Here is a 22,553-nt window from a genome sequence, read left to right on the forward strand (position 1 = left end):
TTTCTTTTGGATGATATAAAAAAAGAGGCGTTAACAGCCTCTTTTTTTAGCGGAAATAATGCGTTAATCCTTCTGTTATTCCTTCTGTGACTCGTTCTTGATAGGAAGCGCTATAAATCACCGCTTCTTCTTGAGGGTTACTTAAATATCCGAGTTCGTAAAGAAGGGAAGGACGCTTATTTTCTCTTAAAACGAAATAATCTCCGAATTGTACGCCTTTATCTGGAATTTGGGCGTGCTTTGCCACTTCACGATGAACGTTTGTGGCTAGGCTTTGGTCTTTTGCTGTTTGATAATAATAAGCTGTACTTCCTCTGACACTTGGATCCATAAAACTATCATAATGAATACTAATAAATGCATCTGCATTTCGGTAATGAGAGGTTGCGACCCTCGATTGAAGGCTGATAAACGTATCATCACTTCGAGTCAAGTAGACATTTGCACCAGAAGCTCGCAATTTGTCTGCAAGTAACTTGGCGGTTTTAATCGTGATGTTTTTTTCAAATGCGCCATCTGCTCCGATGGTGCCGCCGTCTTTCCCGCCGTGACCAGGATCAATAACGATGGTTTTTCCTTTTAAAGAACCTGTTCCAGAAGATGATTCTTGTTGCGGTCTTGGTGCTTCACTGCTGTTTTTCTTTGTTTGAACGACCCAGCCGGCGACAAATCCTGTTCCGCCGTTTGATAGTGCTACTTCGTACCAATCCCCTTGTGTGCGAACAATTCGATAAGTAGCTCCCTTAGTTGCTCTTTCTGCTATTGCCGAAGATGTAGAAGCGCTTTTTCTAATATTGGTTCCATCATAGACAATGTATGCTTTTTGATCAGACGTAGCCGAAGAGGATGGACTTTTTTCGTTTCCATCATTTTTTTCTTGACTGCTGACAATGTAATAGCTTGCGACCCACCCTTTGTGATGGCCAACCTGAATTTCATACCAACCATTTTGCTCCCGTAATATGGTGATTTGTGTGTTTCTAGGGAGCGAAGCCACAACTTGTGCATTTGGTGCTGCAGTTTGTCTGACATTTAAGCTAGACACGCCTACTGTACCTGTTTGTTTAGAAAAAGAAGGATGACTTGACTTAGAGACTGCCTGTCCGCTGGAAATATAATCAGAGTGAACCCAGCCTTCTGTTTGCTGATAAGAAATTTTTGTCCATGCGCCGCTTGTCTTCAGCTTTGTGGCGAATGCGCCTTGCGGAAATGTTCCAATCACTTGATAGGATGTCCCTGGGCCTGTTCGAATACGAAGGTCAGTGGCAGTCGATGTGATTGTGCTGTTTTTTGAATCGATTTGCCCTTTTCCTTTAGACTTAGCCGTACTTTGTGCGTCAGGAGATTTTTTAATCAGCCATGAGACGACCCAGCCCTTTTGTCCGCTTGACAGCCCGATCTGCACCCAATCGCCTTGTTCAGAGAGAATCGGATAACTTTCTCCTCGTTTTACAACGGCTGCTATTCCGTAGCTTAAACCTGGACCAGTTCTCACATTCATTTCATCTGTTGCGATTACAGCTTGATCCGTTTGGGCAGTCACGCGAGTGAGCGGCCAAGTGCTTGCCATGAGAACAAAGCAGGTGAGCAGAAGAATCATTTGATTGTGTTTTTTAACATTCAAAACGGTGTTTTCCCCTCCTTTGTAAAACCAATGAATGTCCATTCGTTATGTCAGGTTCTAAATCCTTGCAGTTTTCCTAATAAAAATAAATTAATCTGTTTATACTAAATAAAAATGTGATAAAAGGATGTAAAACATGAGATTAAGTAGGAAATTAGGACGAGTGCAATATAATGGACATCGTGACATGGATCTAAAACAACATGACGAAATGGATCAACCAGGCTTCCTTGAAGAAATTGCTTCTGAATACGGTTGTACGTCAAAAGAAGAGCTAGAAAAGAAAAAGAGACACAGCAAGGGTTGACAGAGTGGCAACACCGACCTTATTATAATATAAATCAACACACTTGAAAATTTAAAATGTGGAACCAATGATAGAGAATAGTAGGATAAATTGCGTGAGCAGAGAGGAATCGCCCTTGGCTGAAAGCGAATCCGCATGGCATTTATGACGAAAGAACACTCTGTAGGTTTCTTGCTGAACGCTCTGAAAATGAGTCATTAGGCAGAGGACGTGAATCTGCGTTAAGGATTTGAGCGGGAACATGGTATGATCATGTTTCAACTAGGGTGGCACCACGGGTATAACTCTCGTCCCTACTATACAAATAGTAGAGGCGGGGGTTTTTTATATGTCCACACAAAAAATGAATGATGGTCGTAGGAGGACGAAAAATGAGTTTTCATATTCCAAGAGGGACACAGGATATTTTACCTGGAGAGTCAGAACGCTGGCAGTATGTTGAAAAAATTGCGAGAGACACATGTGCTGTCTATCAATACCAAGAGATTCGTACACCGATTTTTGAGCATACCGAGCTTTTTGCGCGGGGGGTAGGCGAATCAACAGATATCGTTCAAAAAGAAATGTACACATTTGAAGATAAGAAGGGACGCAGCATTACTCTTCGTCCAGAGGGAACTGCTTCAACTGTGCGTTCTTATGTTGAAAATAAACTATTTGCACAACCAATGCAGCCGACAAAGCTATACTACATTGGACCAATGTTCCGCTATGAGCGTCCGCAAACAGGAAGATACCGTCAATTTTATCAATTTGGAATTGAAGCGATCGGTTCAAAAGATCCTGCCATTGATGCAGAAGTTATTTCACTCGCAATGAGTGTCTATGAGAAAGCAGGTCTTTCCAACTTGAAGCTCGTCATTAACAGCCTTGGTGACAAGGATAGTCGTGCTGATTACCGCAAGGCACTAGTTGAGCACTTTGAGCCAAGAATTGATGAATTCTGTCATGATTGTCAATTAAGATTACACCAAAACCCACTGCGCATTCTTGATTGTAAAAAGGACCGTGATCATGAACTGATGGCAACAGCCCCATCCATTCAGGATTACTTAAATGAAGAATCACGGACTTATTTTGAAAAGGTAAAACAATATTTAACAGATGTCGGCATTGAATATGTCGTCGATCCAAACTTAGTGCGCGGTCTTGATTATTACAATCATACCGCTTTTGAAATCATGAGCAATGCAGAAGGCTTTGGTGCTATTACAACATTAGCTGGTGGCGGTCGCTATGATGGACTTGTCGAAGGAATTGGCGGACCTGAATCCCCGGGTATCGGTTTTGCCATGAGTATTGAGCGTTTTCTTTCGGCGATTGATGCTGAAAAGATAGAGCTTCCAGTACAAGATGGCATCGACTTATACATTGCTGTCATTGGAGATAAAGCGAAAGACTATTCCGTTTCTTTATTGAATCGACTTAGAAAAGAAGGCATTTCAAGCGAAATGGATTATACAGGGAAAAAACTAAAGGCGCAATTTAAATCAGCTGACCGCCTGAAAGCAAAATTTATTGCCGTTCTTGGGGACGATGAGCTTGATCAACATATTGTAAATGTAAAAGATACGACAACGGGTGAACAAATTGAAGTGAAGCTTGATGAGCTGATTCAAATGTTGAAAGCCCACCAGAAAGCGTAAAGAAGGAGTGGAATGTTTGTGTTTGGTAGAACTTTTTATTGCGGAGAAGTAACAGAAGACCAGATCGGTCAGTCAGTCATCTTAAAGGGATGGGTTCAAAAGAGACGTGACCTTGGCGGGTTAATCTTTCTTGATTTGCGCGACCGTTCGGGAATTGTTCAGGTTGTATTCAACCCAGATCTTTCGAAAGAGGCGCTTGAGACAGCAGAATCAATTCGAAATGAATATGTCCTTGATATAAAAGGTACGGTTGTCGCAAGAGAGGAAGCAACTGTCAATCCTAATCTAAAAACAGGCAAAATTGAAATTCAAGCAGAATCTGTCAAGGTTTTAAGTGAAGCGAAGACGCCTCCATTTGTAATTTCAGATCAAGCAGACGAGGTATCAGAAGATGTCCGGTTAAAATATCGTTACCTAGATCTTCGCCGCCCTGTGATGTTTGAAACGATGAAGATGCGTCATGAAGTGACAAAAGCATTCCGCCACTTTTTAGATGACAACGGTTTTCTAGACATTGAAACGCCGATTTTAACGAAAAGTACCCCAGAGGGTGCACGTGACTATCTTGTACCAAGCCGTGTACATGAAGGGGAGTTTTATGCACTGCCTCAGTCTCCACAAATATTTAAACAATTGCTGATGGTGTCAGGTATAGATCGTTACTATCAAATCGCAAGGTGCTTCAGAGATGAAGATTTACGAGCTGACCGTCAGCCGGAATTTACACAAGTCGATATTGAAATGTCCTTTATGAGTCAAGAGGATATCATGGATCTTGCTGAACAAATGATGGCAAAGGTCATGAAAGATGTCAAAGGAATTGATCTGACATTGCCATTGCCACGTATGACGTACGATGAAGCGATGAATCGTTATGGATCAGATAAGCCAGATACGCGTTTTGACATGACGCTTGTGAACATCTCAGACACGGTGAAGGACTCAGACTTTAAAGTGTTCAGTGGTGCTGTGCAAAATGGCGGAGCTGTGAAAGCAATTAATGTGAAAGGAGCAGCAGCCAACTATTCAAGAAAAGACATTGATGCACTTGGTGCATATGCAGCCAACTACGGCGCAAAAGGTCTAGCTTGGCTAAAAGCAGAAGGGGCAGAATTGAAGGGACCAATTGCCAAATTCTTTGATGAGACGAAGCAAGCAGAATTAAAGCAGCAGCTACAAGTGGAAGAAGGCGACCTTTTACTCTTTGTTGCAGATAAGACGTCAGTTGTCCATGATGCGCTCGGAGCACTTCGCTTAAAACTCGGCAAAGAGCTTGGACTCATTGATGAGTCTGCATTTCATTTCTTATGGGTTGTCGATTGGCCGCTGTTTGAAAAAGATGAAGACGAAGGCCGCTTCTATGCTGCCCATCATCCATTCACTATGCCAGTTCGTGATGATCTTGAATTAATTGAAACAAGCCCAGAAGACATGAAGGCACAGGCATACGACCTTGTGCTAAATGGCTATGAGCTTGGCGGAGGATCTATTCGTATTTTCGAAAAGGACATTCAAGAAAAAATGTTTGGTTTACTTGGCTTTTCAAAGGAAGAAGCATACGAGCAATTCGGCTTCTTGCTTGATGCATTTGATCATGGTGTTCCTCCGCACGGCGGTATTGCACTTGGGCTTGACCGTTTAGTGATGCTGCTAGCGGGTCGTTCTAACTTAAGAGACACGATTGCTTTCCCTAAAACAGCAAGTGCGAGTTGCTTACTAACAGACGCACCTGGTGAGGTAAGCAAAGCGCAGCTTGATGAGCTAAATCTAGCTATCAAAACAAAAAGTAAAACAGTAAAATAGATGCATGTTTATGGGCATGTAAACGCTTGAAAGTAAGGCATGCCTGTGATATGCTTTCATCAACCAATAAATAAAGTCCTGATACGTACGGTGGTTACCTAGTTTTGACCGAACATTTTTTTATACGGGAGCTTGTCTTTCCTTTCTGCATAAATGCCTCAATAGAGGACTTATAAAGTGAGGAAGAGAGCACCCACCTGCATGGTGCGGGGTTCAAAACGAAGGAAAAGCTGGCGGCGTGATCGGGGCTTTTTTGTGTTTTTTTCTCTTTGAGAAGGATGACGGAGAAGTCTGAATGTGATATGATTCTTTCGATTCATTTTAAATAAAGGTGGAGTGAGGCACTTGTTACATCAGTTTTCAAGAAACGAGCTTGCCATTGGCAAGGAAGGCTTAGATAGGTTAAAAAACAGTACGGTTGCAGTGCTTGGTGTGGGCGGAGTAGGTTCATTTGCAGTAGAAGCACTTGCTCGCTCGGGCGTTGGGCGTATTGTTCTTGTTGATAAAGATGATATTGATATTACGAATATAAATCGTCAGTTGCCGGCTCTTTTGTCAACAATTGGTCAACCCAAAGTTGATTTAATGAAGGAAAGAATTGCTGATATTCATCCAGAATGTGAAGTTATTGCCCTGAAGATGTTTTATACAGAGGAAACATATGAGCAATTTTTTGAATATCCTCTTGATTATGTCATCGATGCTTCTGACACCATTCATTACAAAATTCATTTGATGAAAGAATGTCTAAAGCGCAATGTCAACATGATTTCTAGTATGGGTGCTGCGAATAAGACAGACCCGACACGATTTCAAATTGCTGATATTTCGAAAACACATACGGATCCAATTGCAAAAGTTGTGAGAACACGTCTGCGTAAGGAAGGCATCCATAAGGGGATTAAAGTCATTTTCTCTGACGAAAGTCCAATTGTCATTCGTGAGGATGTAAGAAAAGAAGTAGGAAATGATGAGGCGAAGATTCGCAAGGCGAAAATGCCGCCTTCATCCAATGCATTTGTACCGTCTGTTGCTGGGCTGATCATGGGTGGTCATGTCATTATGGAGCTTTTAAAAGACATTCCAATTACCCGTGTAAAAGATAAATAAATTCCCCGCCTGCTGATGGGACTTGACCTCATCCTGATGCAGGGGGGGTTATTTTTGTCGTTTTATATTCTCATAGACCTGCTTAAGCGCTCCTTCAAATTTCCCAGTTTGTTTTGGCTGATAGTACTGTTTGTTTTTAAGCGGATCAGGTAAATATTGCTGTTTCACCCAGCCGTTTTCATAATCGTGCGGATATAAATAATCTACGCCTCTTCCAAGTGCCGTCGCTCCTTTATAGTGAGCATCCTTTAAATGGACAGGCACTTCACCTGCTTTTCCTGATCGAATGTCTTTTAAAGCTGCATCAATGGCAGCATAAGCAGAATTAGATTTTGGGGAAAGGCACAGCTCGATGACTGCATTTGCTAGCGGGATACGTGCTTCTGGAAAACCAATTCTTTCTGCCGTTTGAACGGCGCTTAATACGCGTGGTCCCACTTGCGGACTGGCTAGGCCGATATCCTCATAAGCGATCACAAGTAATCGTCTTGAGATGCTTTCAAGATCTCCAGCTTCAATAAGTCTTGCGAGATAATGGAGAGCAGCATCAGCGTCAGATCCTCTAATGGATTTTTGAAAAGCCGAGAGGACATCATAATGAGCATCACCGTTCTTATCGTGAGAAAAGCTCTTCTTTTGTAAACATTCTTCTGCTTCTGCAAGGGTAATGGAGATATTTCCGTTTTTATCAGCTTTCGTCGATAAGACGGCTAGTTCAAGGGCGTTTAAAGCGGACCGGACGTCCCCGCCGCATCCCTGTGCAAAATGGTTCATTGCCTCATCAGCGACGGTTACGGAATAACCGCCAAGTCCTCGATGTTCATCAAGCAATGCCCGTGTTAAGGCTGCTTTGATTTGCTCTGTTTCAAGAGGCTTTAGCTCAAATATTTGGGTGCGGCTCCGTATGGCGGGATTCATCGCATGATAGGGATTCGCTGTTGTGGCGCCGATCAAGATGATCATCCCATTCTCTAAATAAGGAAGTAAGAAATCTTGCTTCCCTTTATCCAGCCTGTGTACTTCATCTAAAATCAGGATGACTTGACCGCTCATTTTTGCTTCAGCTGCGACAGCTTCCATATCTTTTTTGTTATGAATGACCGCATTCAGTGTTCGAAAGGCAATGCTTGTACTACCAGCAATAGCAGTGGCAATTGACGTTTTGCCAATCCCAGGCGGTCCGTATAAGATCATTGAGGACAAATGTTTGGCCTCTACCATTCGTCTAATAATTTGGCCTTTTCCAACTAGATGCTCTTGTCCAATAATGTCTTCAATATGACTTGGTCGCATCCGATAAGCTAAAGGTTTCATGATTCATCTCTCCTGAGCTTTGTCTTGTGTGTATAGAGTACCGAAATTTCTTCAAATAGGAAAGGGATGCGGCCTCAAGTGAAGCGGGGAACCTGCAAATGAAAGTTAGTTGAAAGTATGATATAATTGCTTTTAGTCTATATAAGCGTATATGAAATCAGAAAAATTTGATGACATAGAATAGAAAACGCAGAGGTGTTTAACGTGAAAATTTCAACTAAAGGCAGATACGGTCTGACGATTATGATAGAACTAGCCAAAAAACATGGCGAAGGCCCTACATCATTAAAATCTATCGCTCAAAACAATGATTTGTCTGAGCATTATTTAGAACAACTTGTGTCACCACTTCGCAATGCCCGTCTTGTGAAAAGTATTCGCGGAGCGTACGGCGGTTATGTACTTGCCCATGAACCGAACGAAATTACAGCTGGTGATATTATTCGTGTATTAGAAGGACCAATTAGTCCTGTCGAAGTTATTGAAAATGAGGAACCAGCTAAGCGTGAGCTATGGATTCGTATTCGTGATGCAGTAAAAGATGTACTGGACAATACAACTCTTGAAGACCTAGCTAGTTATACAAGCGACGGGGACCAAGACGCGTACATGTTCTATATTTAATTCAGAGGTGTACCGGAAATGGAACGTATATATTTAGATCATGCTGCCACAACACCAATGGAACAGCGTGTTGTGGACAAGATGTTGCCCTTTTTTACAGAGACATTCGGCAACCCCTCTAGTATTCATTCGTTTGGACGTGAGGCAAGAAAGTGGCTTGATGAGGCAAGAGAAGTGATCGCAGCAGAATTACACTGTAAATCACAGGAGATCATCCTGACAAGTGGTGGAACAGAGGCAGATAATTTGGCGATCACAGGTGTAGCGATGGCAAGGCAGCATGAAGGAAAACATATCATCACAGCGAAAACAGAGCATCATGCGGTGTTGCATACGTGTGAACATTTAGAGAAGCTAGGATTTGAGGTGACTTACTTAGATGTGGATCAAACAGGATTGATTCATCTAGATCAGTTAAAACGGGAGCTAAGAGATGATACCATCCTCGTCACCATCATGTACGGTAATAATGAAACAGGGGTTCTTCAGCCAATAAGAGAAATTGGCGAACTCTTAAAAGATCATCCTGCTTATTTTCATACAGATGCCGTACAGGCATTTGGGACAATGCCCATTGATGTAGACGATCTCCATATTGATCTATTGTCTGCTTCAGGTCATAAACTAAATGGACCGATGGGGACAGGCTTCTTATATGTGAATGAACGTGTGACACTCTCGTCGCAAATGTTCGGGGGAGAACAAGAAAGAAAGCGGCGTGCTGGTACTGAAAATGTGGCTGGAATCGTTGGCCTTGCAGAAGCAGTGCAACTGACAAAGCAAAATAGAAGAGAAAAAGCAGCGCATTATGATAAGCTCAAAGAAACCATGTTGCAAGTATTTGAGAAAGAATCCCTTGCTTTCACGATCAATGGACATCCTGAACATACATTGCCGCACATATTAAATGTTCATTTCTTGGGAGTCTCTATTGAATCGTTACTTGTGAATTTGGATATGGAAGGAATTGCTGTTTCAAGTGGATCTGCATGTACGGCTGGATCTGTCCTTCCTTCGCACGTTTTAAGCGCCATGTTTGGCAAGGAAGCAAAAGAGCTGACGTCCTCAGTTAGAATAAGCTTCGGTCTTGGAAATGAAGAGGATCATGTGGAGCAGGCAGCACACAAAATAGCGGCTGTTGTGAAACGTCTTGTCAAATAAAGGTTTCCCCTTCATTTTAGTGTGAAGAATGAAACAGCTTTACACCTGAAGAAGAAACACGAACGCTGTTTCATTGAAATTGGAGTTGATGAAGATGACAAAAAGACCAGAAGAGACAAGAGTTGTGGTCGGGATGTCCGGAGGAGTCGATTCATCAGTTGCTGCCCTTTTGTTAAAGGAGCAAGGCTATGATGTCATCGGCATATTTATGAAAAACTGGGATGACACTGATGAAAATGGTGTATGTACAGCAACGGAAGATTACGAGGATGTCATTCGTGTCTGTAACCAAATCGGAATCCCTTATTATGCAGTAAATTTCGAGAAGCAATATTGGGACAAAGTGTTTCAATATTTTCTCGATGAATATAAAGCAGGCAGAACGCCAAACCCAGATGTCATGTGCAACAAAGAAATTAAGTTCAAAGCTTTTCTTGAACATGCTTTATCGCTCGGTGCAGATTATTTGGCAACAGGTCACTATGCACGTGTCGATCGAACAGGCGACGAAGTCAAAATGCTAAGAGGTCTTGATGCGAACAAAGATCAGACGTACTTCTTAAATCAATTGACACAAGAGCAGCTTGATAAAGTGATGTTCCCAATCGGTGATTTAGAGAAAAGCAAGGTTCGTGAACTGGCGAAAGAAGCAAAGCTGGCAACTGCTACGAAAAAAGATTCGACTGGCATTTGCTTTATTGGAGAAAGAAACTTCAAAACATTTCTTAGTCAGTACTTGCCTGCACAGCCTGGCGTGATGCAGACAATGGATGGAGAAGTGAAAGGTCAGCATGATGGATTGATGTATTACACAATTGGTCAACGTCAAGGGCTTGGAATTGGCGGAAGCGGTGACCCTTGGTTTGTTGTTGGAAAAGATTTGGAACGAAATGTGTTATTTGTAGAACAAGGCTTCCATAATCCGCTTTTATATTCTGACAGTATTTCAGCCGTCAATATCAGTTGGACTCGTTCTCATATTGTAGACGAAAACGGTGAATTAACATGCACAGCAAAATTTAGATACCGTCAAGAAGATCATCAAGTCAAAGTCAAAATAACAGGTGCGCAAGAAGCGACGGTATTCTTTGAAGAACCAGTTCGTGCTGTCACTCCAGGTCAAGCTGTTGTCTTTTACGATGGCGACGAATGTCTTGGGGGCGGTACAATAGATGCTGTCTTTAAAGATGGTCAAAAGCTGTCGTATGTTTAACATGTTTCAAAAACCTCAACGTCACTGTTGAGGTTTTTTAATGAAAGGATGAGATAAACGAAATGAATCACAATGAGATTGGCATTGAAGCACTCAATCAAGGGGAAATCGAAAAGGCAGCAGAAGCTTTTACAAAAGCAATAGAAGAAAGCCCTAAAGACCCCGTTCCATATATCAATTTTGCCAATTTACTTTCAAGTATCAATGAATACGAACGAGCCTTGAATTTTTTCCAGAAAGCAATTGAGCTAGATGACACAGCAGCTGCGGCATATTACGGAGCAGGAAATGTATACACATTAAAAGAAGACTTTATGAAAGCAAAAGACTTTTTTGAAAAAGCACTTAAAACCGGAATGGAAAATAGTGATCTATTTTATATGTTAGGTCATACGCTTATGAAATTAGAGCAGCCGAAGCTCGCCATGCCTTATCTGCAGCGAGCAATCGAATTAAATGAAGATGACAATGAAGCAAGGTTTCAATTTGGCATGTGTTTAGCAAATGAACATCTACTGCAAGAAGCAGTGAATATATTTACAGAAGTGGTAAAGCGTGACCCACAGCATGCAGATGCCTTTTATAATTTAGGGGTCGCTTATGCTTATCTAGAGAATAAGGACGAAGCACTTGAAATGCTAGGGAAAGCCGTTGAAGTTCAGCCTGATCATCTGCTCGCACTTCATGCCCAAAAGCTGATTCAAGAGGCAAAATAAAAGGAAGGAGGGAAGACCTGTGCAGGAAAATCCAGATCAAATGAAGCTTGATGATGAGCCATTTCTAAAAGGCACAGTGCAAGCTGTTATTTTTCATAATGAAAGCAATTTATATTCGGTATTAAAAGTGAAAGTCATTGAGACATCAGAAGACTTAGAGGAAAAAACGGCATCTGTCACAGGCTACTTCCCTGCACTTCATGAGAACGAAACGTACACCTTTTATGGAAAAGTCACGAGCCATCCGAAATTCGGCGAACAGTTTCAGGCGACTCATTTTGAAAAAGAGGTGCCAACAACGAAACAAGGAATTATTCATTACCTCTCCAGTGACTTATTTGAAGGGATAGGGAAGAAAACAGCAGAAGACATTGTGGGTCAGCTAGGTAATCAAACGCTTCATAAAATTATGCGTGACCCAGCTGTTTTGTATGAGGTTCCACGCCTATCAAAAAAGAAAGCCGATAAGCTTGCTGCTGCGCTTCAACAGCATCAAGGACTGGAGCAAATCATGATCCATCTAAATCAGTATGGCTTTGGTCCACAGTTGAGTATGAAAATTTACCAAGTGTATGAAGGCGAAACCCTGCAAAAAATTAAAGAAAATCCTTATCAACTTGTGAAAGATGTAGAGGGAATCGGATTTATTAAAGCAGATGAGCTAGGGGCAAGAACGGGCATTTCCGGAAATGATCCGGCTCGAATTCGTGCAGCACTTCTTTATACAGTAGAGACTGCCTGCCTGAAAGACGGCCATACTTACATCCAAACAAAAGATCTCATTGTTGAAACGAGAAAGTTGCTCAACCAAACAGGGAATGATAACAAAGTCACGGAGATGGATGTAGCCAATCAAATACTCGCACTCGGTGAAGGGAAAGATATGATAATTGAAGATGACAGGTGCTATCATCCTTCTTTGTTTTATGCAGAGCAGAGTGTGGCAAAACGAATTCAAAAAATCGTATCCCAAACCGAATATGCAGATCAATTTCCTGAATCAGAATTCCTCCTTGCACTTGGTGAATTGGAGGAACGTTTAGGTGTACAGTATGCTCCTACACAAAAAGAAGCCATCCAAAAAGCGCTCATGTCACCTATGCTGCTTTTAACGGGCGGACCAGGGACAGGAAAAACAACGGTGATTAAAGGAATCGTTGAGCTGTATAGCGATCTGCACGGCGTATCGCTTGATCCAAGTGATTACAAAAAGGATGAATCGTTTCCATTTGTCCTAGCGGCTCCAACGGGACGGGCAGCCAAACGAATGACCGAATCAACAGGGCTTCCGGCAGTGACCATCCACAGGCTGCTTGGCTGGAATGGGTCTGAAGGCTTTTCGCACGATGAGGATCAGCCAATTGAAGGGAAACTTGTCATCATAGATGAATCGAGCATGTTGGATATTTGGCTTGCAAACCACTTATTCAAAGCGATCCCTGATCAGATTCAAGTCATTATGGTGGGGGATGAACACCAGCTTCCATCTGTTGGCCCAGGACAAGTATTAAGAGATTTACTAGCATCAAATGTCGTACCTGCTGTCACCTTAACAGATATTTACCGGCAGGCAGACGGCTCGACCATTGTTGAGCTAGCTCATGATATGAAAAATGGTGTTCTACCAAAAAATATAGCTGCACGATCAAAAGATCGATCCTTTATTCAATGTACAGCAGATCAATTGAAAGAAGTCATTGAAAAGGTTGTCCTAAACGCAGCTCAAAAAGGCTATACGGCGAAAGATATTCAAGTGTTGGCCCCTATGTATAAAGGAAAAGCCGGCATCAATGAGCTAAATAAAATGCTTCAGCATATTTTGAACCCTAAAAAACCAAAGGGTAGGGAAATCTCCTTTGGTGATGTTGTGTACCGGACGGGGGATAAGGTGCTTCAGCTTGTGAATCAGCCGGAGAATAACATTTTCAATGGTGACATTGGCGAAATTGTCTCGATTTTTTACGAAAAAGAAAATACGGAAAAAGAAGACATGGTCGTCATATCATTTGATGGGAATGAAATCACCTTTACGAAAAAAGATTTTCATCAGTTTACACATGCTTATTGCTGCTCCATTCACAAATCACAGGGCAGTGAGTTTCCGATCGTTGTGCTACCAGTGGTCAGAAGCTATTATCGAATGCTTCGACGAAATTTGTTGTACACAGCCATTACACGAAGCAAAAAGTATTTGATTCTGTGCGGTGAAGAATCAGCACTGGAATGGGGCGTCAAAAATAATGAAGATTCCCTTCGACAAACGTCATTAACGATGAGACTTGTAAACACCGAAAAGGTGATGGATGCTGAACTTGAAGCACTTCAAAAAGAACTTCCGTTTAGCGTACATGATGCAAATATCGGAATGGAGGGAATTACCCCATTTGATTTTATGCATGACTAAACAGATTGTTGACAAAGGGCTAAAATAAAAACCATTTTAGCCCTTTGTCATTTTTTCAGCGTGAATTGAAAACCGCTGCTTGTGCGAAGCGAATTGTTCATTCGTGAGCACCAGCACGCAGATCTGACAACGAATGGGTTTGTCTACACGCTAAAGGCTTCATTCATGGAAGCCATTTCTTCGTATGAGGCATACAGCAAACGCACACGCTAAGACTGTTCCGCAAAAGGTGGTTGATCACATTTTGAGAACATGTCGAGAGCTTGAGGGAATGTCTATCTATACAGATGAACTGTCTCAATCACTTGGTCAAATCAAAGATATTTGTTTATTAGCCGGCGGTAGCTGCGGAGGGTATATTTTAGACGGGAAAAAGAAAGATTGTGCGCTCATTCCATTCTCAGGTGGCGATAAACTGACAGACAAAGGTTTATATGTGTGCTGCCATGAGTCGATGGGAATAGATTCCGCTGCACCCTCCATATTATTTTCGAAACTAAAAAAGAAAATGATGCAATCACCCGATGGTGAAAATTTAGGCATTTTGGAAGATGTATACTTTTGTCCAAATTCGGGCACAATCGTAGCATATGAACTCTCAGACGGCTTCTTTACAGAGCTATCAGGGATACGAAAGCAGCTTTACGCTGCTGGAACCTTGATGAACGTTCAAAAGGAAGCACTTGTTCTAAACCGAACGTAAAGAGGTGCTGATTATGCTCATTTGCCCAAATTGCAAATGTAAAGACATCGGAAAAATAGGGGTCAATCAATATTATTGTTGGGGCTGTTTTATTGAATTGACGCTGTCAAAAGGCAAAATATCTACACATCAAGTGGAGGAAGACGGTACACTAAGCAGTTTAGATGATCTGTTTAGTGATGATGAACGTTCAATTCAACTATAAGTGTTAAGGGGGAATTTCGAATGGGCAAAATGACTTCTTCACTATTAACGCTTAGTGCGGGTGCACTTGCATATCACCTTGCAAGTAAATATGATATGCCATCTAAGCGGAATATGAAAAAGCTGAGAAAACGTGTTATGCGTATGCTTTAAAGGGAAAGGACATCCATGAATGAGCGGATGTCCTTTTTAAGTTTGCCTATATTCTAATCGCCTTGCAATCAGTGATAAGCCGAAGTTGACGATAAAATACAGCAATGCCGAAAGGAGGAAAATGGGAAGTAAGTATGACTGGCTTTGACCGTTCAAAATTTGAGCGTGATGCAATAGTTCAGGGAGAGCAATGACGACCGCTAAGGATGTATCCTTTAAAAGTGAAATAAATTGACTCACAATCGGTGGCACCATACGGCGTAAAGCTTGAGGCATCATGATCATTTTTAATGTTTGAATATAAGTGAAACCAGAGGACCTTGCTGCTTCAACCTGTCCCTTATCAATTGATTTAAGTCCGCTACGTATAATTTCTGATAACATAGCCGATTCAAAAACGGTTAATGCAGTGATTGCTGAGACGGTAATACTAAGCTTGATACCGATTTCAGGCAATGCAAAATACGTAAAAAAGATAATGAGCAAAAGCGGCAAGTTCCGAATCGTTTCAACGATGACAGCGAGCACCTTTGATAGAACAGGAATTTGAACGAATCTCAATGTGCCAATGATCAATCCAATGACAAAGCTCAAAATGATGGAGATAAAAGCCACTTTTAAGGTGACAGCAAATCCTTCGAGTAAAAAGACGAGATGATCAGGCTGATAGGCCCCTAAAAAATCCATTGTGTTTCCTCCTTTCTAGTGGCTTCGGGCTAACCTTCTTTCTAAATAGCCAACCCCTATACTAAGCGGAATCGTTAATAGTAAATAAAACATAGCAACGAAGATGTATACATCAAATGTCACAAACGTTCGGGAAGCAATGAGATCCCCTTGATACATCAGATCAAACCCTGCAATGACGCCTAGAATAGAGGAGTTTTTGACAAGGTTAATAAATTGATTTCCAAGAGGAGGAATGACCATTTTAATGGCTTGCGGCAAAATAATATATCGCATTGTCTCGCCATATGACAGACCACAAGCACGAGCTGCTTCCATTTGTCCAATTGGAACAGCTTGTATGCCTGCTCGAATGGCTTCGGCAATAAACGCAGAGGTGTAAATGGCAAGTGCGATGGTTCCGGCTGTAAAGCCATCTGCCACAATGCCCAACTCTGGTAAACCAAAAAAGAAAATAAATGTGATCAATAATAACGGAATATTCCGAATAAACTCCACGTAAGCCGTCCCTAACCAGTTCAGCGGCTTTAGTGGAGCAATTCTCATAATGGCAATGAACGTACCGATCAAAAAGCTTGCGATTAAGGCGATAATACTTGCACCAATGGTATATTTAAACCCTTCTAAATAAAGGTCTAAGTTTTCAGTTAAAATAGAAAACCGCAGCAATCAGTCCACTTCCTTTCTGATCAACAGGCGAGCCTCAGCGGCTCAACCTGGCGACAGCTGTATTGCTTGTAAAACCATTATTCCTTAATCCACTTTTTATAAATCTTGTCATACTCTCCTTTATCTTTTAAATCTTTTAATGCTTTGTTGATTGCATCTGTCAGCTCTTGATCGCCTTTTTTCACGGCAATCCCATAAGGCTCATCTGTGAAGGTGCCGCCGACTACTTCATAGTTTGAGTCTTCATCTGCCATTCCAAACAAGATCGCATTATCTGTTGTGAGCACCTGTCCTTGGTTAGATTTTAATGCAGTGAAGGCTTCTTGATAGTTTTCAAATTCTAAGACAGATGCTTCCGGTGCTTTTTGGCGAATATTTTGGGAAGAGGTGGAACCTTTGACGGCAAGCACCTTTGTTCCTTTTTTAATATCATCAATGGATTGTATGTTGCTTCCTTTTTTCACAAGAAGTGATTGTCCTGCTTCAAAGTAAACATCAGAGAAGTTGACTTCTTTTTTGCGTTCTTCTGTGATCGTCATAGTGGCGACAATCGCATGAATATCTCCCTTTTGCAACAAGGGGATTCTCGTTTTAGACGTGACTTCCTTAAATTCTGCTTTTCCATCAACGCCGAGTATTTCCTTCGTAATGGCTTTGGCAATATCAATATCGAATCCTTCTATTTCCCCGCTGCTAGGATTTTTTAGACCGAACAGACGTGTGTCATTTTTTACACCAAAAATAATTTTTTTATCTTTCTTAATGGTTTCTAATGAGCTTTTTTGTTTTGGAACAGATGATCCTTTCTCTGTAGAACCACAAGCTGTAAGTGCGACAACACAACAAGTGAGGAAAACAAGTAAAGATAAGCGTTTCATATTTTTCATGAATCAATTCCCCCTAGTGATTTAAAATTCGGCTTAAGAATTGCTGAGCGCGTTTCTCGCGCGGTTTTTCATAAAATGCAGCAGGTGTTGATTCTTCAAGAATCCTTCCTTCATCGATAAAGACAATTCGATCAGCAACCTCTCTGGCAAATCCCATTTCGTGTGTGACGACGACCATGGTCATTCCTTCACGGGCCAGCTGTTTCATGACATCTAGTACTTCTCCGATCATCTCTGGGTCAAGAGCAGAAGTAGGTTCGTCAAAAAGCATGACTTCAGGTTTCATTGCAAGAGCTCTTGCAATGGCCACACGCTGCTGCTGACCTCCAGAAAGCTTTGAAGGGTAAGCATCTGCTTTATCAGGAATACCGACTTTATTTAAATAAAATTCAGCCGTTCCCTTTGCTTCTTCCTTGCTCACTTTTTTGACCTTCATGGGCGCTAGCATGATGTTTTCTAACACCGTCTTATGAGGATAGAGATGGAAGTGCTGAAACACCATGCCAATGTTTTGTCTGACAAGATTAATGTTGGTTTTGGGGTGCTGAACAGATACTTGGTTGACGAGCACTTTCCCCTCATCAATACTTTCAAGACGATTGATGCACCTGAGCATGGTACTTTTACCAGACCCCGAAGGACCGATGATCACAACCACTTCACCTTTTTGAATATGTAGGTTAATGTCCTTGAGAACATGGAACTGGCCATAATACTTGTTGACTTCTTCGAATGTGATCATGAAGAACCTCCTCTTCTGTTCATTTTCGACGCTTGTGAAAAAGGGAAATGATGGAATAGGATGTGACAAAATTCTAGTGACGTTGGATGGAGCTGTATGTTTCATGTGTATTCATTTTTAACAAAGTTAGGACAAATTTTATTTATATGGATATTTACAGAAGAAGGTTAAACAATAAGAAAAGAGGTGAAAAAGGTGAAGAAACGTCCGATAGAGTTTCTTATATATGCTTCAGGTGTATTGCTTGTCCTTGCATCCCTACTCATTTTGATTCAGTTAGACGAGATATGGATGCCTATTTTTTTATTGTTAAAAGCTATTCTCATTCCGCTTTTCATCGCCATTTTTATTACTTATTTGCTCTATCCAATTGTTGAAAGGCTGCATGATCAGGGTTTGCCGAGAACATTCAGTCTCTTGCTGATATATTTATTATTCTTTGGCGGCACAGGTTTTGCTGTATATAAAGGGGCGCCTGTAATGATTGCACAGTTAAATGAGCTGTCAGAGCAAATACCAGTGCTTGCTGAAACCTATAATGGCGCTTTATCTCATATTCATCGTCATACAAGCCACTGGCCTGACAGGCTGCATGAACGGCTTGACCGGTTCATTGTGCAATCGGAAACATATGCGGCAAATGGCGCAGAGCGGATGATTCTTAGCTGTAAGGTATTATTTGATTACGCATTAGTCGCTGCTTTGATTCCTTTTCTTGTCTTTTACATGGTGAAAGATATAAACACGATGAAGCGGGCTGCATGGTATTTAACGCCGCCTAAGTTCCGAAAGAGAGGATATGCATTTGTAAGGGCTGTCGATAACTCACTTGGTGATTATATAAGAGGACAATTGTTTGTCTGTTCACTGATTGGAGGAGCAGCAGCCATAATTTTCTGGTTGTTTCATATTCCTTATCCACTCGTATTAGGTGTACTGATTGGCGCAACCAATGTTATCCCGTACTTTGGACCTATAATTGGTGCTGTTCCTGCTTTAATCATTGCCTTCACTGTCTCAGTTAAATCAGTCATCATTGTGATGATCACAGTGGCAGTGCTGCAATTTTTAGAAAGCAATGTACTCAGCCCGATTATTGTGGGTAGAAGTCTTCATATGCACCCTGTGGTCATCATGCTTGTTCTGCTTGCAGGAGGAGAATTGTTTGGTTTAATTGGTATGATTTTGGCCGTACCATCTGCAGCAATTATTAGAGTCATCATTGTGCAATATATTCACATGAGACGAAGCGTTCATTGACAATATGTGCCGAGTTGTCTATAATAATTTCGATTCATACATAGTGAATTCAATGATGGACCCGAGTACGTTAAAAAGCTGATAAAGAGAGAGGCTTTATTTGCTGAGAAAAGCCTTATCAGACCTTTAACGGAAGCTAGTCCTGAGTGCAGATAAACACTGCCGCTCTTTCCAGCGTTATCGGATGTGAAGGTGATAGACGCTGGTGTCTATAATCAGGGTGGTACCGCGAGAGCATCTCGTCCCTGTGTAAGTAGTTTTATGCTTGCATAGGGCGGGGTGTTTTTTCGTTTGTGTGGAGATATGATGAAATAAAAAGGGAGGATTTTTTAAATGAAAACTTTAACTTCTGCGCAAGTACGTCAAATGTTTTTAGACTTCTTTAAAGAAAAAGGACATGCGGTAGAACCGAGTGCTTCACTCGTACCGCATGATGACCCAACACTTCTATGGATTAACAGCGGGGTGGCGACATTAAAGAAATATTTTGATGGACGTGTTGTTCCTGAAAATCCGCGTATTTGTAACGCACAAAAATCAATTCGTACAAATGATATCGAGAATGTAGGGAAAACAGCCCGCCATCATACGTTCTTTGAGATGCTTGGTAATTTCTCAATCGGTGACTATTTTAAAGAAGAAGCGATTGTTTGGGCATGGGAATTCCTGACAAGCGAACGATGGATTGGCTTTGATCCGAATTTGTTATCTGTGACCGTTCATCCAGAAGATGAGGAAGCTTATATTCTTTGGAGAGACAAAATTGGTATCCCTGAGGAACGCATTATTCGTCTTGAGGGGAATTTCTGGGATATCGGAGAAGGACCAAGCGGACCAAATACTGAAATTTTCTATGACCGCGGCGAAGCATACGGAAATGACATGAATGATCCGGAACTTTATCCAGGTGGTGAAAATGAGCGCTACTTAGAAGTATGGAATCTTGTTTTCTCTGAATTTAATCATCATCCAGATGGCACTTATACACCACTACCAAAGAAAAACATTGATACTGGGATGGGCCTTGAACGAATGGTATCAGTCATTCAAAATGTTCCAACGAACTTTGATACAGACTTGTTCATGCCAATTATTCGTGCGGTGGAAACGATTTCTGGAGAAACCTATGGAGAAACGAAAGAAAAGGACACAGCATTTAAAGTCATTGCTGACCACATTCGTACAGTAGCTTTTGCGGTTAGTGATGGAGCGCTCCCTTCCAATGAAGGACGCGGTTATGTACTAAGACGTTTGCTGCGCCGAGCAGTCCGTTATGCGAAGACGCTTCATATCAACCGTCCATTTATGTATGACCTTGTGCCAGTTGTGGCCGAGATCATGAAGGATTTCTATCCAGATGTTCTAGCAAAAGAAGAATTTATTTCGAAAGTGATCAAAAACGAAGAAGAACGCTTCCATGAAACGCTCAATGAAGGGCTTGCCATTCTGTCAGAGATGATCAAAAAAGAAAAAGACAAAGGTAGCTCACAAATATCAGGTGAAGATGTATTTAAGCTGTATGATACGTATGGCTTCCCTGTCGAGCTAACAGAGGAATATGCACAAGATGAGAAAATGACAGTAGACAAAGAAGGCTTCCAAGCTGAAATGGACAAACAGCGTGATCGTGCAAGAAAAGCGCGGCAAGATGTCGGCAGCATGCAAGTTCAAGGCGGTGCTTTAGGGGATATTAAAGTAGAGAGCACCTTCGTTGGGTATGAAAATTTAACAGCTACAGCACACATCATTGAACTGCTTCAAAATGGCGAGATTGTGAAAGAAGCGCATGAAGGTGAAAAGGTCCAAATTTTATTAAATGAAACACCCTTCTATGCAGAAAGCGGCGGACAAGTAGCAGATAAAGGGACGTTAAGAAGTGATGAAGCCATCATTGAAATCAACGATGTCAGAAAGGCACCAAACGGCCAGCATGTCCATGAAGGAATGGTTGTCAGCGGCACTGTGCAAAAAGGTCTTGAAGTTACTGCTGAAGTTGAAGCTGCTCTTCGAAAAAGTATTGTGAAAAACCATACTGCGACTCACTTGCTTCATCAGGCACTGAAAGATGTACTGGGCAGTCACGTCAATCAAGCAGGTTCATTAGTGAATGAAAATAGACTTCGTTTTGACTTCTCTCATTTTGGACAAGTCACAAAAGAGGAATTGGCGCAAATTGAAACAATCGTCAACGAAAAGATTTGGGAAGGAATCTCTGTTGCAATTGACCTTAAACCAATTGCAGAAGCAAAAGAAATGGGCGCGATGGCGTTATTCGGTGAGAAATATGGCGATATCGTTCGTGTCGTTCAAGTAGGTGATTACAGCATCGAGCTTTGCGGAGGTTGTCATGTACAAAATACGGCTGAAATCGGCTTGTTTAAAATCGCATCAGAATCAGGTATTGGTGCAGGAACGCGCCGTATCGAGGCTGTCACAGGCAAAGGAGCCTATGAAGAATTAAATGGACAGCTTGCGATTTTGGAGAAGGCTGCTTCGGAATTAAAATCAAATCTAAAGGATGTACCAAAACGAATCGCTTCCTTACAAGCAGAGTTAAAAGAGGCTCAAAGAGAAAATGAATCCCTTCTTGCGAAACTAAGTCAGGCAGAAGCAGGCTCTATTTTAGAAAAAGTAACAGACGTTGGCGGAGTGAAAATTTTAACAGAAAAAGTGAACGCAAAAGACATGAACCACTTAAGAACAATGGTAGATGACCTAAAAGCTAAATTAGGATCAGCTGTCATCGTACTCGGCGCTGTACAAAATGGAAAAGTAAACATTTCAGCAGGTGTGACAAAAGACGTTATTGAAAAAGGACTTCATGCAGGCAAGCTTGTCAAGCAGGTGGCTGAAATCTGCGGGGGAGGCGGAGGCGGTCGTCCAGATATGGCTCAAGCAGGCGGGAAACAACCAGACAAGCTTGAAGAAGCACTAGCAACTGTCGAAGAATCTGTCAAATCCGTTTTATAATCATGCAATGTAGTGTAGAATAATGGTATTAGATGAGCGGTTAGACAAATGCTTGCTAGTAGAATGTTGGAAGAGAGGTGCAAGACGCAGTGAGTTCATTTGATAAGACAATGAAATTTAACTTCTCTGATGATTCAGCTGAAACCAATGTGAATGAAGTGCTAATCACAGTTTACGACGCACTCCAAGAAAAAGGATACAACCCGATCAATCAAATTGTTGGATACTTGCTGTCAGGCGACCCTGCTTATATTCCAAGACATCAAGATGCACGCAACCTAATTCGTAAACTAGAACGAGACGAATTAATTGAGGAATTGGTTAAATCGTACTTAGAGACACATAAAGAGGCGTAA

Annotated in this window: 21 protein-coding genes, 1 other RNA gene and 2 other annotated features; of the genes, 16 read left to right on the plus strand and 6 right to left on the minus strand. The window is 41.6% G+C overall.

Annotated elements, in window-relative coordinates; all coding sequences use genetic code 11:
- Nucleotides 1-46 precede the first annotated feature (46 nt).
- The gene (locus tag ABVJ71_RS00415; RefSeq protein ID WP_353855099.1) at nucleotides 47-1,570 is read right to left on the minus strand and encodes an N-acetylmuramoyl-L-alanine amidase; all 1,524 of its coding nucleotides are present in this window, start codon (nucleotides 1,568-1,570) and stop codon (nucleotides 47-49) included.
- Between the two features lie 190 nt (nucleotides 1,571-1,760).
- On the opposite strand from ABVJ71_RS00415, the gene ABVJ71_RS00420 reads away from it, so the two are divergent.
- The 5 genes from ABVJ71_RS00420 (at nucleotide 1,761) to ABVJ71_RS00440 (ending at nucleotide 6,490) form a co-directional block, all read left to right on the plus strand.
- On the plus strand, nucleotides 1,761-1,931 hold the full coding sequence (locus ABVJ71_RS00420) for a YrzK family protein (protein WP_353855100.1): 171 nt from the start codon (nucleotides 1,761-1,763) through the stop codon (nucleotides 1,929-1,931).
- 58 nt (nucleotides 1,932-1,989) lie between these two features.
- Nucleotides 1,990-2,229, plus strand: a binding site (T-box leader).
- A 73-nt stretch (nucleotides 2,230-2,302) separates the two neighbouring features.
- Nucleotides 2,303-3,577 carry a histidine--tRNA ligase gene (gene hisS, locus ABVJ71_RS00425; protein ID WP_353855101.1) on the plus strand — a complete coding sequence of 425 codons (1,275 nt, stop codon included), beginning with the start codon at nucleotides 2,303-2,305 and terminating at the stop codon, nucleotides 3,575-3,577.
- Between the two features lie 18 nt (nucleotides 3,578-3,595).
- Entirely contained in the window at nucleotides 3,596-5,380 is a 1,785-nt protein-coding gene (aspS, locus tag ABVJ71_RS00430; RefSeq protein WP_353855102.1) for an aspartate--tRNA ligase, read from the plus strand.
- A gap of 72 nt (nucleotides 5,381-5,452) precedes the next feature.
- Nucleotides 5,453-5,633: non-coding RNA, 6S RNA (gene ssrS / locus ABVJ71_RS00435), on the plus strand.
- A gap of 92 nt (nucleotides 5,634-5,725) precedes the next feature.
- Nucleotides 5,726-6,490 (plus strand): tRNA threonylcarbamoyladenosine dehydratase, encoded by a 765-nt coding sequence (locus tag ABVJ71_RS00440; protein WP_353855103.1) that lies wholly within the window; start codon nucleotides 5,726-5,728, stop codon nucleotides 6,488-6,490.
- Between the two features lie 48 nt (nucleotides 6,491-6,538).
- On the opposite strand, the gene ABVJ71_RS00445 is transcribed toward ABVJ71_RS00440, so the two are convergent.
- Nucleotides 6,539-7,804, minus strand: coding sequence for a replication-associated recombination protein A (locus tag ABVJ71_RS00445; protein ID WP_353855104.1), 1,266 nt, complete (start codon nucleotides 7,802-7,804; stop codon nucleotides 6,539-6,541).
- Nucleotides 7,805-8,008: 204 nt separating this feature from the next.
- Here ABVJ71_RS00445 and ABVJ71_RS00450 point away from each other — a divergent pair, with 204 nt between their 5' ends.
- The 8 genes from ABVJ71_RS00450 (at nucleotide 8,009) to ABVJ71_RS00485 (ending at nucleotide 14,982) form a co-directional block, all read left to right on the plus strand.
- Nucleotides 8,009-8,428, plus strand: a complete 420-nt coding sequence (locus ABVJ71_RS00450; protein WP_353855105.1) for an Rrf2 family transcriptional regulator — start codon at nucleotides 8,009-8,011, stop codon at nucleotides 8,426-8,428.
- Between the two features lie 18 nt (nucleotides 8,429-8,446).
- Nucleotides 8,447-9,589: a cysteine desulfurase family protein gene (locus tag ABVJ71_RS00455; protein ID WP_353855106.1), complete on the plus strand. Its 1,143-nt coding sequence runs from the start codon at nucleotides 8,447-8,449 to the stop codon at nucleotides 9,587-9,589.
- A gap of 94 nt (nucleotides 9,590-9,683) precedes the next feature.
- Nucleotides 9,684-10,802 (plus strand): tRNA 2-thiouridine(34) synthase MnmA, encoded by a 1,119-nt coding sequence (gene mnmA, locus ABVJ71_RS00460; RefSeq protein WP_353855107.1) that lies wholly within the window; start codon nucleotides 9,684-9,686, stop codon nucleotides 10,800-10,802.
- A 62-nt stretch (nucleotides 10,803-10,864) separates the two neighbouring features.
- On the plus strand, nucleotides 10,865-11,518 hold the full coding sequence (locus ABVJ71_RS00465) for a tetratricopeptide repeat protein (RefSeq protein WP_353855108.1): 654 nt from the start codon (nucleotides 10,865-10,867) through the stop codon (nucleotides 11,516-11,518).
- Nucleotides 11,519-11,537: 19 nt separating this feature from the next.
- Complete coding sequence (locus ABVJ71_RS00470) at nucleotides 11,538-13,922, plus strand: ATP-dependent RecD-like DNA helicase (protein WP_353855109.1); 2,385 nt, start codon at nucleotides 11,538-11,540, stop codon at nucleotides 13,920-13,922.
- Between the two features lie 184 nt (nucleotides 13,923-14,106).
- Complete coding sequence (locus ABVJ71_RS00475; RefSeq protein ID WP_353855110.1) at nucleotides 14,107-14,625, plus strand: PRC-barrel domain-containing protein; 519 nt, start codon at nucleotides 14,107-14,109, stop codon at nucleotides 14,623-14,625.
- 13 nt (nucleotides 14,626-14,638) lie between these two features.
- Nucleotides 14,639-14,830 (plus strand): hypothetical protein, encoded by a 192-nt coding sequence (locus ABVJ71_RS00480; protein WP_003216308.1) that lies wholly within the window; start codon nucleotides 14,639-14,641, stop codon nucleotides 14,828-14,830.
- A 20-nt stretch (nucleotides 14,831-14,850) separates the two neighbouring features.
- Complete coding sequence (locus tag ABVJ71_RS00485; RefSeq protein WP_353855111.1) at nucleotides 14,851-14,982, plus strand: YrzQ family protein; 132 nt, start codon at nucleotides 14,851-14,853, stop codon at nucleotides 14,980-14,982.
- 36 nt (nucleotides 14,983-15,018) lie between these two features.
- Here the strand turns inward: ABVJ71_RS00485 and ABVJ71_RS00490 are convergent, their stop codons facing one another.
- The 4 genes from ABVJ71_RS00490 to ABVJ71_RS00505 all read right to left on the minus strand — a co-directional run bounded on the left by ABVJ71_RS00490 (nucleotide 15,019) and on the right by ABVJ71_RS00505 (nucleotide 17,967).
- Nucleotides 15,019-15,669: an amino acid ABC transporter permease gene (locus ABVJ71_RS00490; RefSeq protein ID WP_353855112.1), complete on the minus strand. Its 651-nt coding sequence runs from the start codon at nucleotides 15,667-15,669 to the stop codon at nucleotides 15,019-15,021.
- A gap of 15 nt (nucleotides 15,670-15,684) precedes the next feature.
- Complete coding sequence (locus ABVJ71_RS00495) at nucleotides 15,685-16,338, minus strand: amino acid ABC transporter permease (RefSeq protein WP_353855113.1); 654 nt, start codon at nucleotides 16,336-16,338, stop codon at nucleotides 15,685-15,687.
- 77 nt (nucleotides 16,339-16,415) lie between these two features.
- Nucleotides 16,416-17,216, minus strand: coding sequence for a transporter substrate-binding domain-containing protein (locus ABVJ71_RS00500; RefSeq protein ID WP_353856488.1), 801 nt, complete (start codon nucleotides 17,214-17,216; stop codon nucleotides 16,416-16,418).
- A gap of 22 nt (nucleotides 17,217-17,238) precedes the next feature.
- Nucleotides 17,239-17,967 (minus strand): amino acid ABC transporter ATP-binding protein, encoded by a 729-nt coding sequence (locus tag ABVJ71_RS00505; protein ID WP_353855114.1) that lies wholly within the window; start codon nucleotides 17,965-17,967, stop codon nucleotides 17,239-17,241.
- A 195-nt stretch (nucleotides 17,968-18,162) separates the two neighbouring features.
- On the opposite strand from ABVJ71_RS00505, the gene ABVJ71_RS00510 reads away from it, so the two are divergent.
- From ABVJ71_RS00510 to ABVJ71_RS00520, 3 genes are all read left to right on the plus strand, one after another.
- On the plus strand, nucleotides 18,163-19,227 hold the full coding sequence (locus ABVJ71_RS00510; protein WP_353855115.1) for an AI-2E family transporter: 1,065 nt from the start codon (nucleotides 18,163-18,165) through the stop codon (nucleotides 19,225-19,227).
- A gap of 43 nt (nucleotides 19,228-19,270) precedes the next feature.
- Nucleotides 19,271-19,477: a binding site (T-box leader), on the plus strand.
- An 83-nt stretch (nucleotides 19,478-19,560) separates the two neighbouring features.
- Complete coding sequence (gene alaS / locus ABVJ71_RS00515; RefSeq protein WP_353855116.1) at nucleotides 19,561-22,197, plus strand: alanine--tRNA ligase; 2,637 nt, start codon at nucleotides 19,561-19,563, stop codon at nucleotides 22,195-22,197.
- Between the two features lie 89 nt (nucleotides 22,198-22,286).
- Nucleotides 22,287-22,553: an IreB family regulatory phosphoprotein gene (locus tag ABVJ71_RS00520; RefSeq protein ID WP_024718370.1), complete on the plus strand. Its 267-nt coding sequence runs from the start codon at nucleotides 22,287-22,289 to the stop codon at nucleotides 22,551-22,553.

The organism is Bacillus sp. Bos-x628 (assembly GCF_040500475.1).
Classification (GTDB): domain Bacteria; phylum Bacillota; class Bacilli; order Bacillales; family Bacillaceae; genus Bacillus; species Bacillus maqinnsis.

What these genes read in the sequence shown, in the direction of transcription:
- ABVJ71_RS00415 (WP_353855099.1), bottom strand. Translation starts at nt 1,570, where the DNA reads ATGGCAAGCACTTGGCCGCTCACTCGCGTGACTGCCCAAACGGATCAA.
- ABVJ71_RS00420 (WP_353855100.1), top strand. Translation starts at nt 1,761, where the DNA reads ATGAGATTAAGTAGGAAATTAGGACGAGTGCAATATAATGGACATCGT.
- hisS (WP_353855101.1), top strand. Translation starts at nt 2,303, where the DNA reads ATGAGTTTTCATATTCCAAGAGGGACACAGGATATTTTACCTGGAGAG.
- ABVJ71_RS00445 (WP_353855104.1), bottom strand. Translation starts at nt 7,804, where the DNA reads ATGAAACCTTTAGCTTATCGGATGCGACCAAGTCATATTGAAGACATT.
- ABVJ71_RS00455 (WP_353855106.1), top strand. Translation starts at nt 8,447, where the DNA reads ATGGAACGTATATATTTAGATCATGCTGCCACAACACCAATGGAACAG.
- mnmA (WP_353855107.1), top strand. Translation starts at nt 9,684, where the DNA reads ATGACAAAAAGACCAGAAGAGACAAGAGTTGTGGTCGGGATGTCCGGA.
- ABVJ71_RS00465 (WP_353855108.1), top strand. Translation starts at nt 10,865, where the DNA reads ATGAATCACAATGAGATTGGCATTGAAGCACTCAATCAAGGGGAAATC.
- ABVJ71_RS00475 (WP_353855110.1), top strand. Translation starts at nt 14,107, where the DNA reads ATGAGGCATACAGCAAACGCACACGCTAAGACTGTTCCGCAAAAGGTG.
- ABVJ71_RS00480 (WP_003216308.1), top strand. Translation starts at nt 14,639, where the DNA reads ATGCTCATTTGCCCAAATTGCAAATGTAAAGACATCGGAAAAATAGGG.
- ABVJ71_RS00485 (WP_353855111.1), top strand. Translation starts at nt 14,851, where the DNA reads ATGGGCAAAATGACTTCTTCACTATTAACGCTTAGTGCGGGTGCACTT.
- ABVJ71_RS00490 (WP_353855112.1), bottom strand. Translation starts at nt 15,669, where the DNA reads ATGGATTTTTTAGGGGCCTATCAGCCTGATCATCTCGTCTTTTTACTC.
- ABVJ71_RS00500 (WP_353856488.1), bottom strand. Translation starts at nt 17,216, where the DNA reads ATGAAACGCTTATCTTTACTTGTTTTCCTCACTTGTTGTGTTGTCGCA.
- ABVJ71_RS00505 (WP_353855114.1), bottom strand. Translation starts at nt 17,967, where the DNA reads ATGATCACATTCGAAGAAGTCAACAAGTATTATGGCCAGTTCCATGTT.
- alaS (WP_353855116.1), top strand. Translation starts at nt 19,561, where the DNA reads ATGAAAACTTTAACTTCTGCGCAAGTACGTCAAATGTTTTTAGACTTC.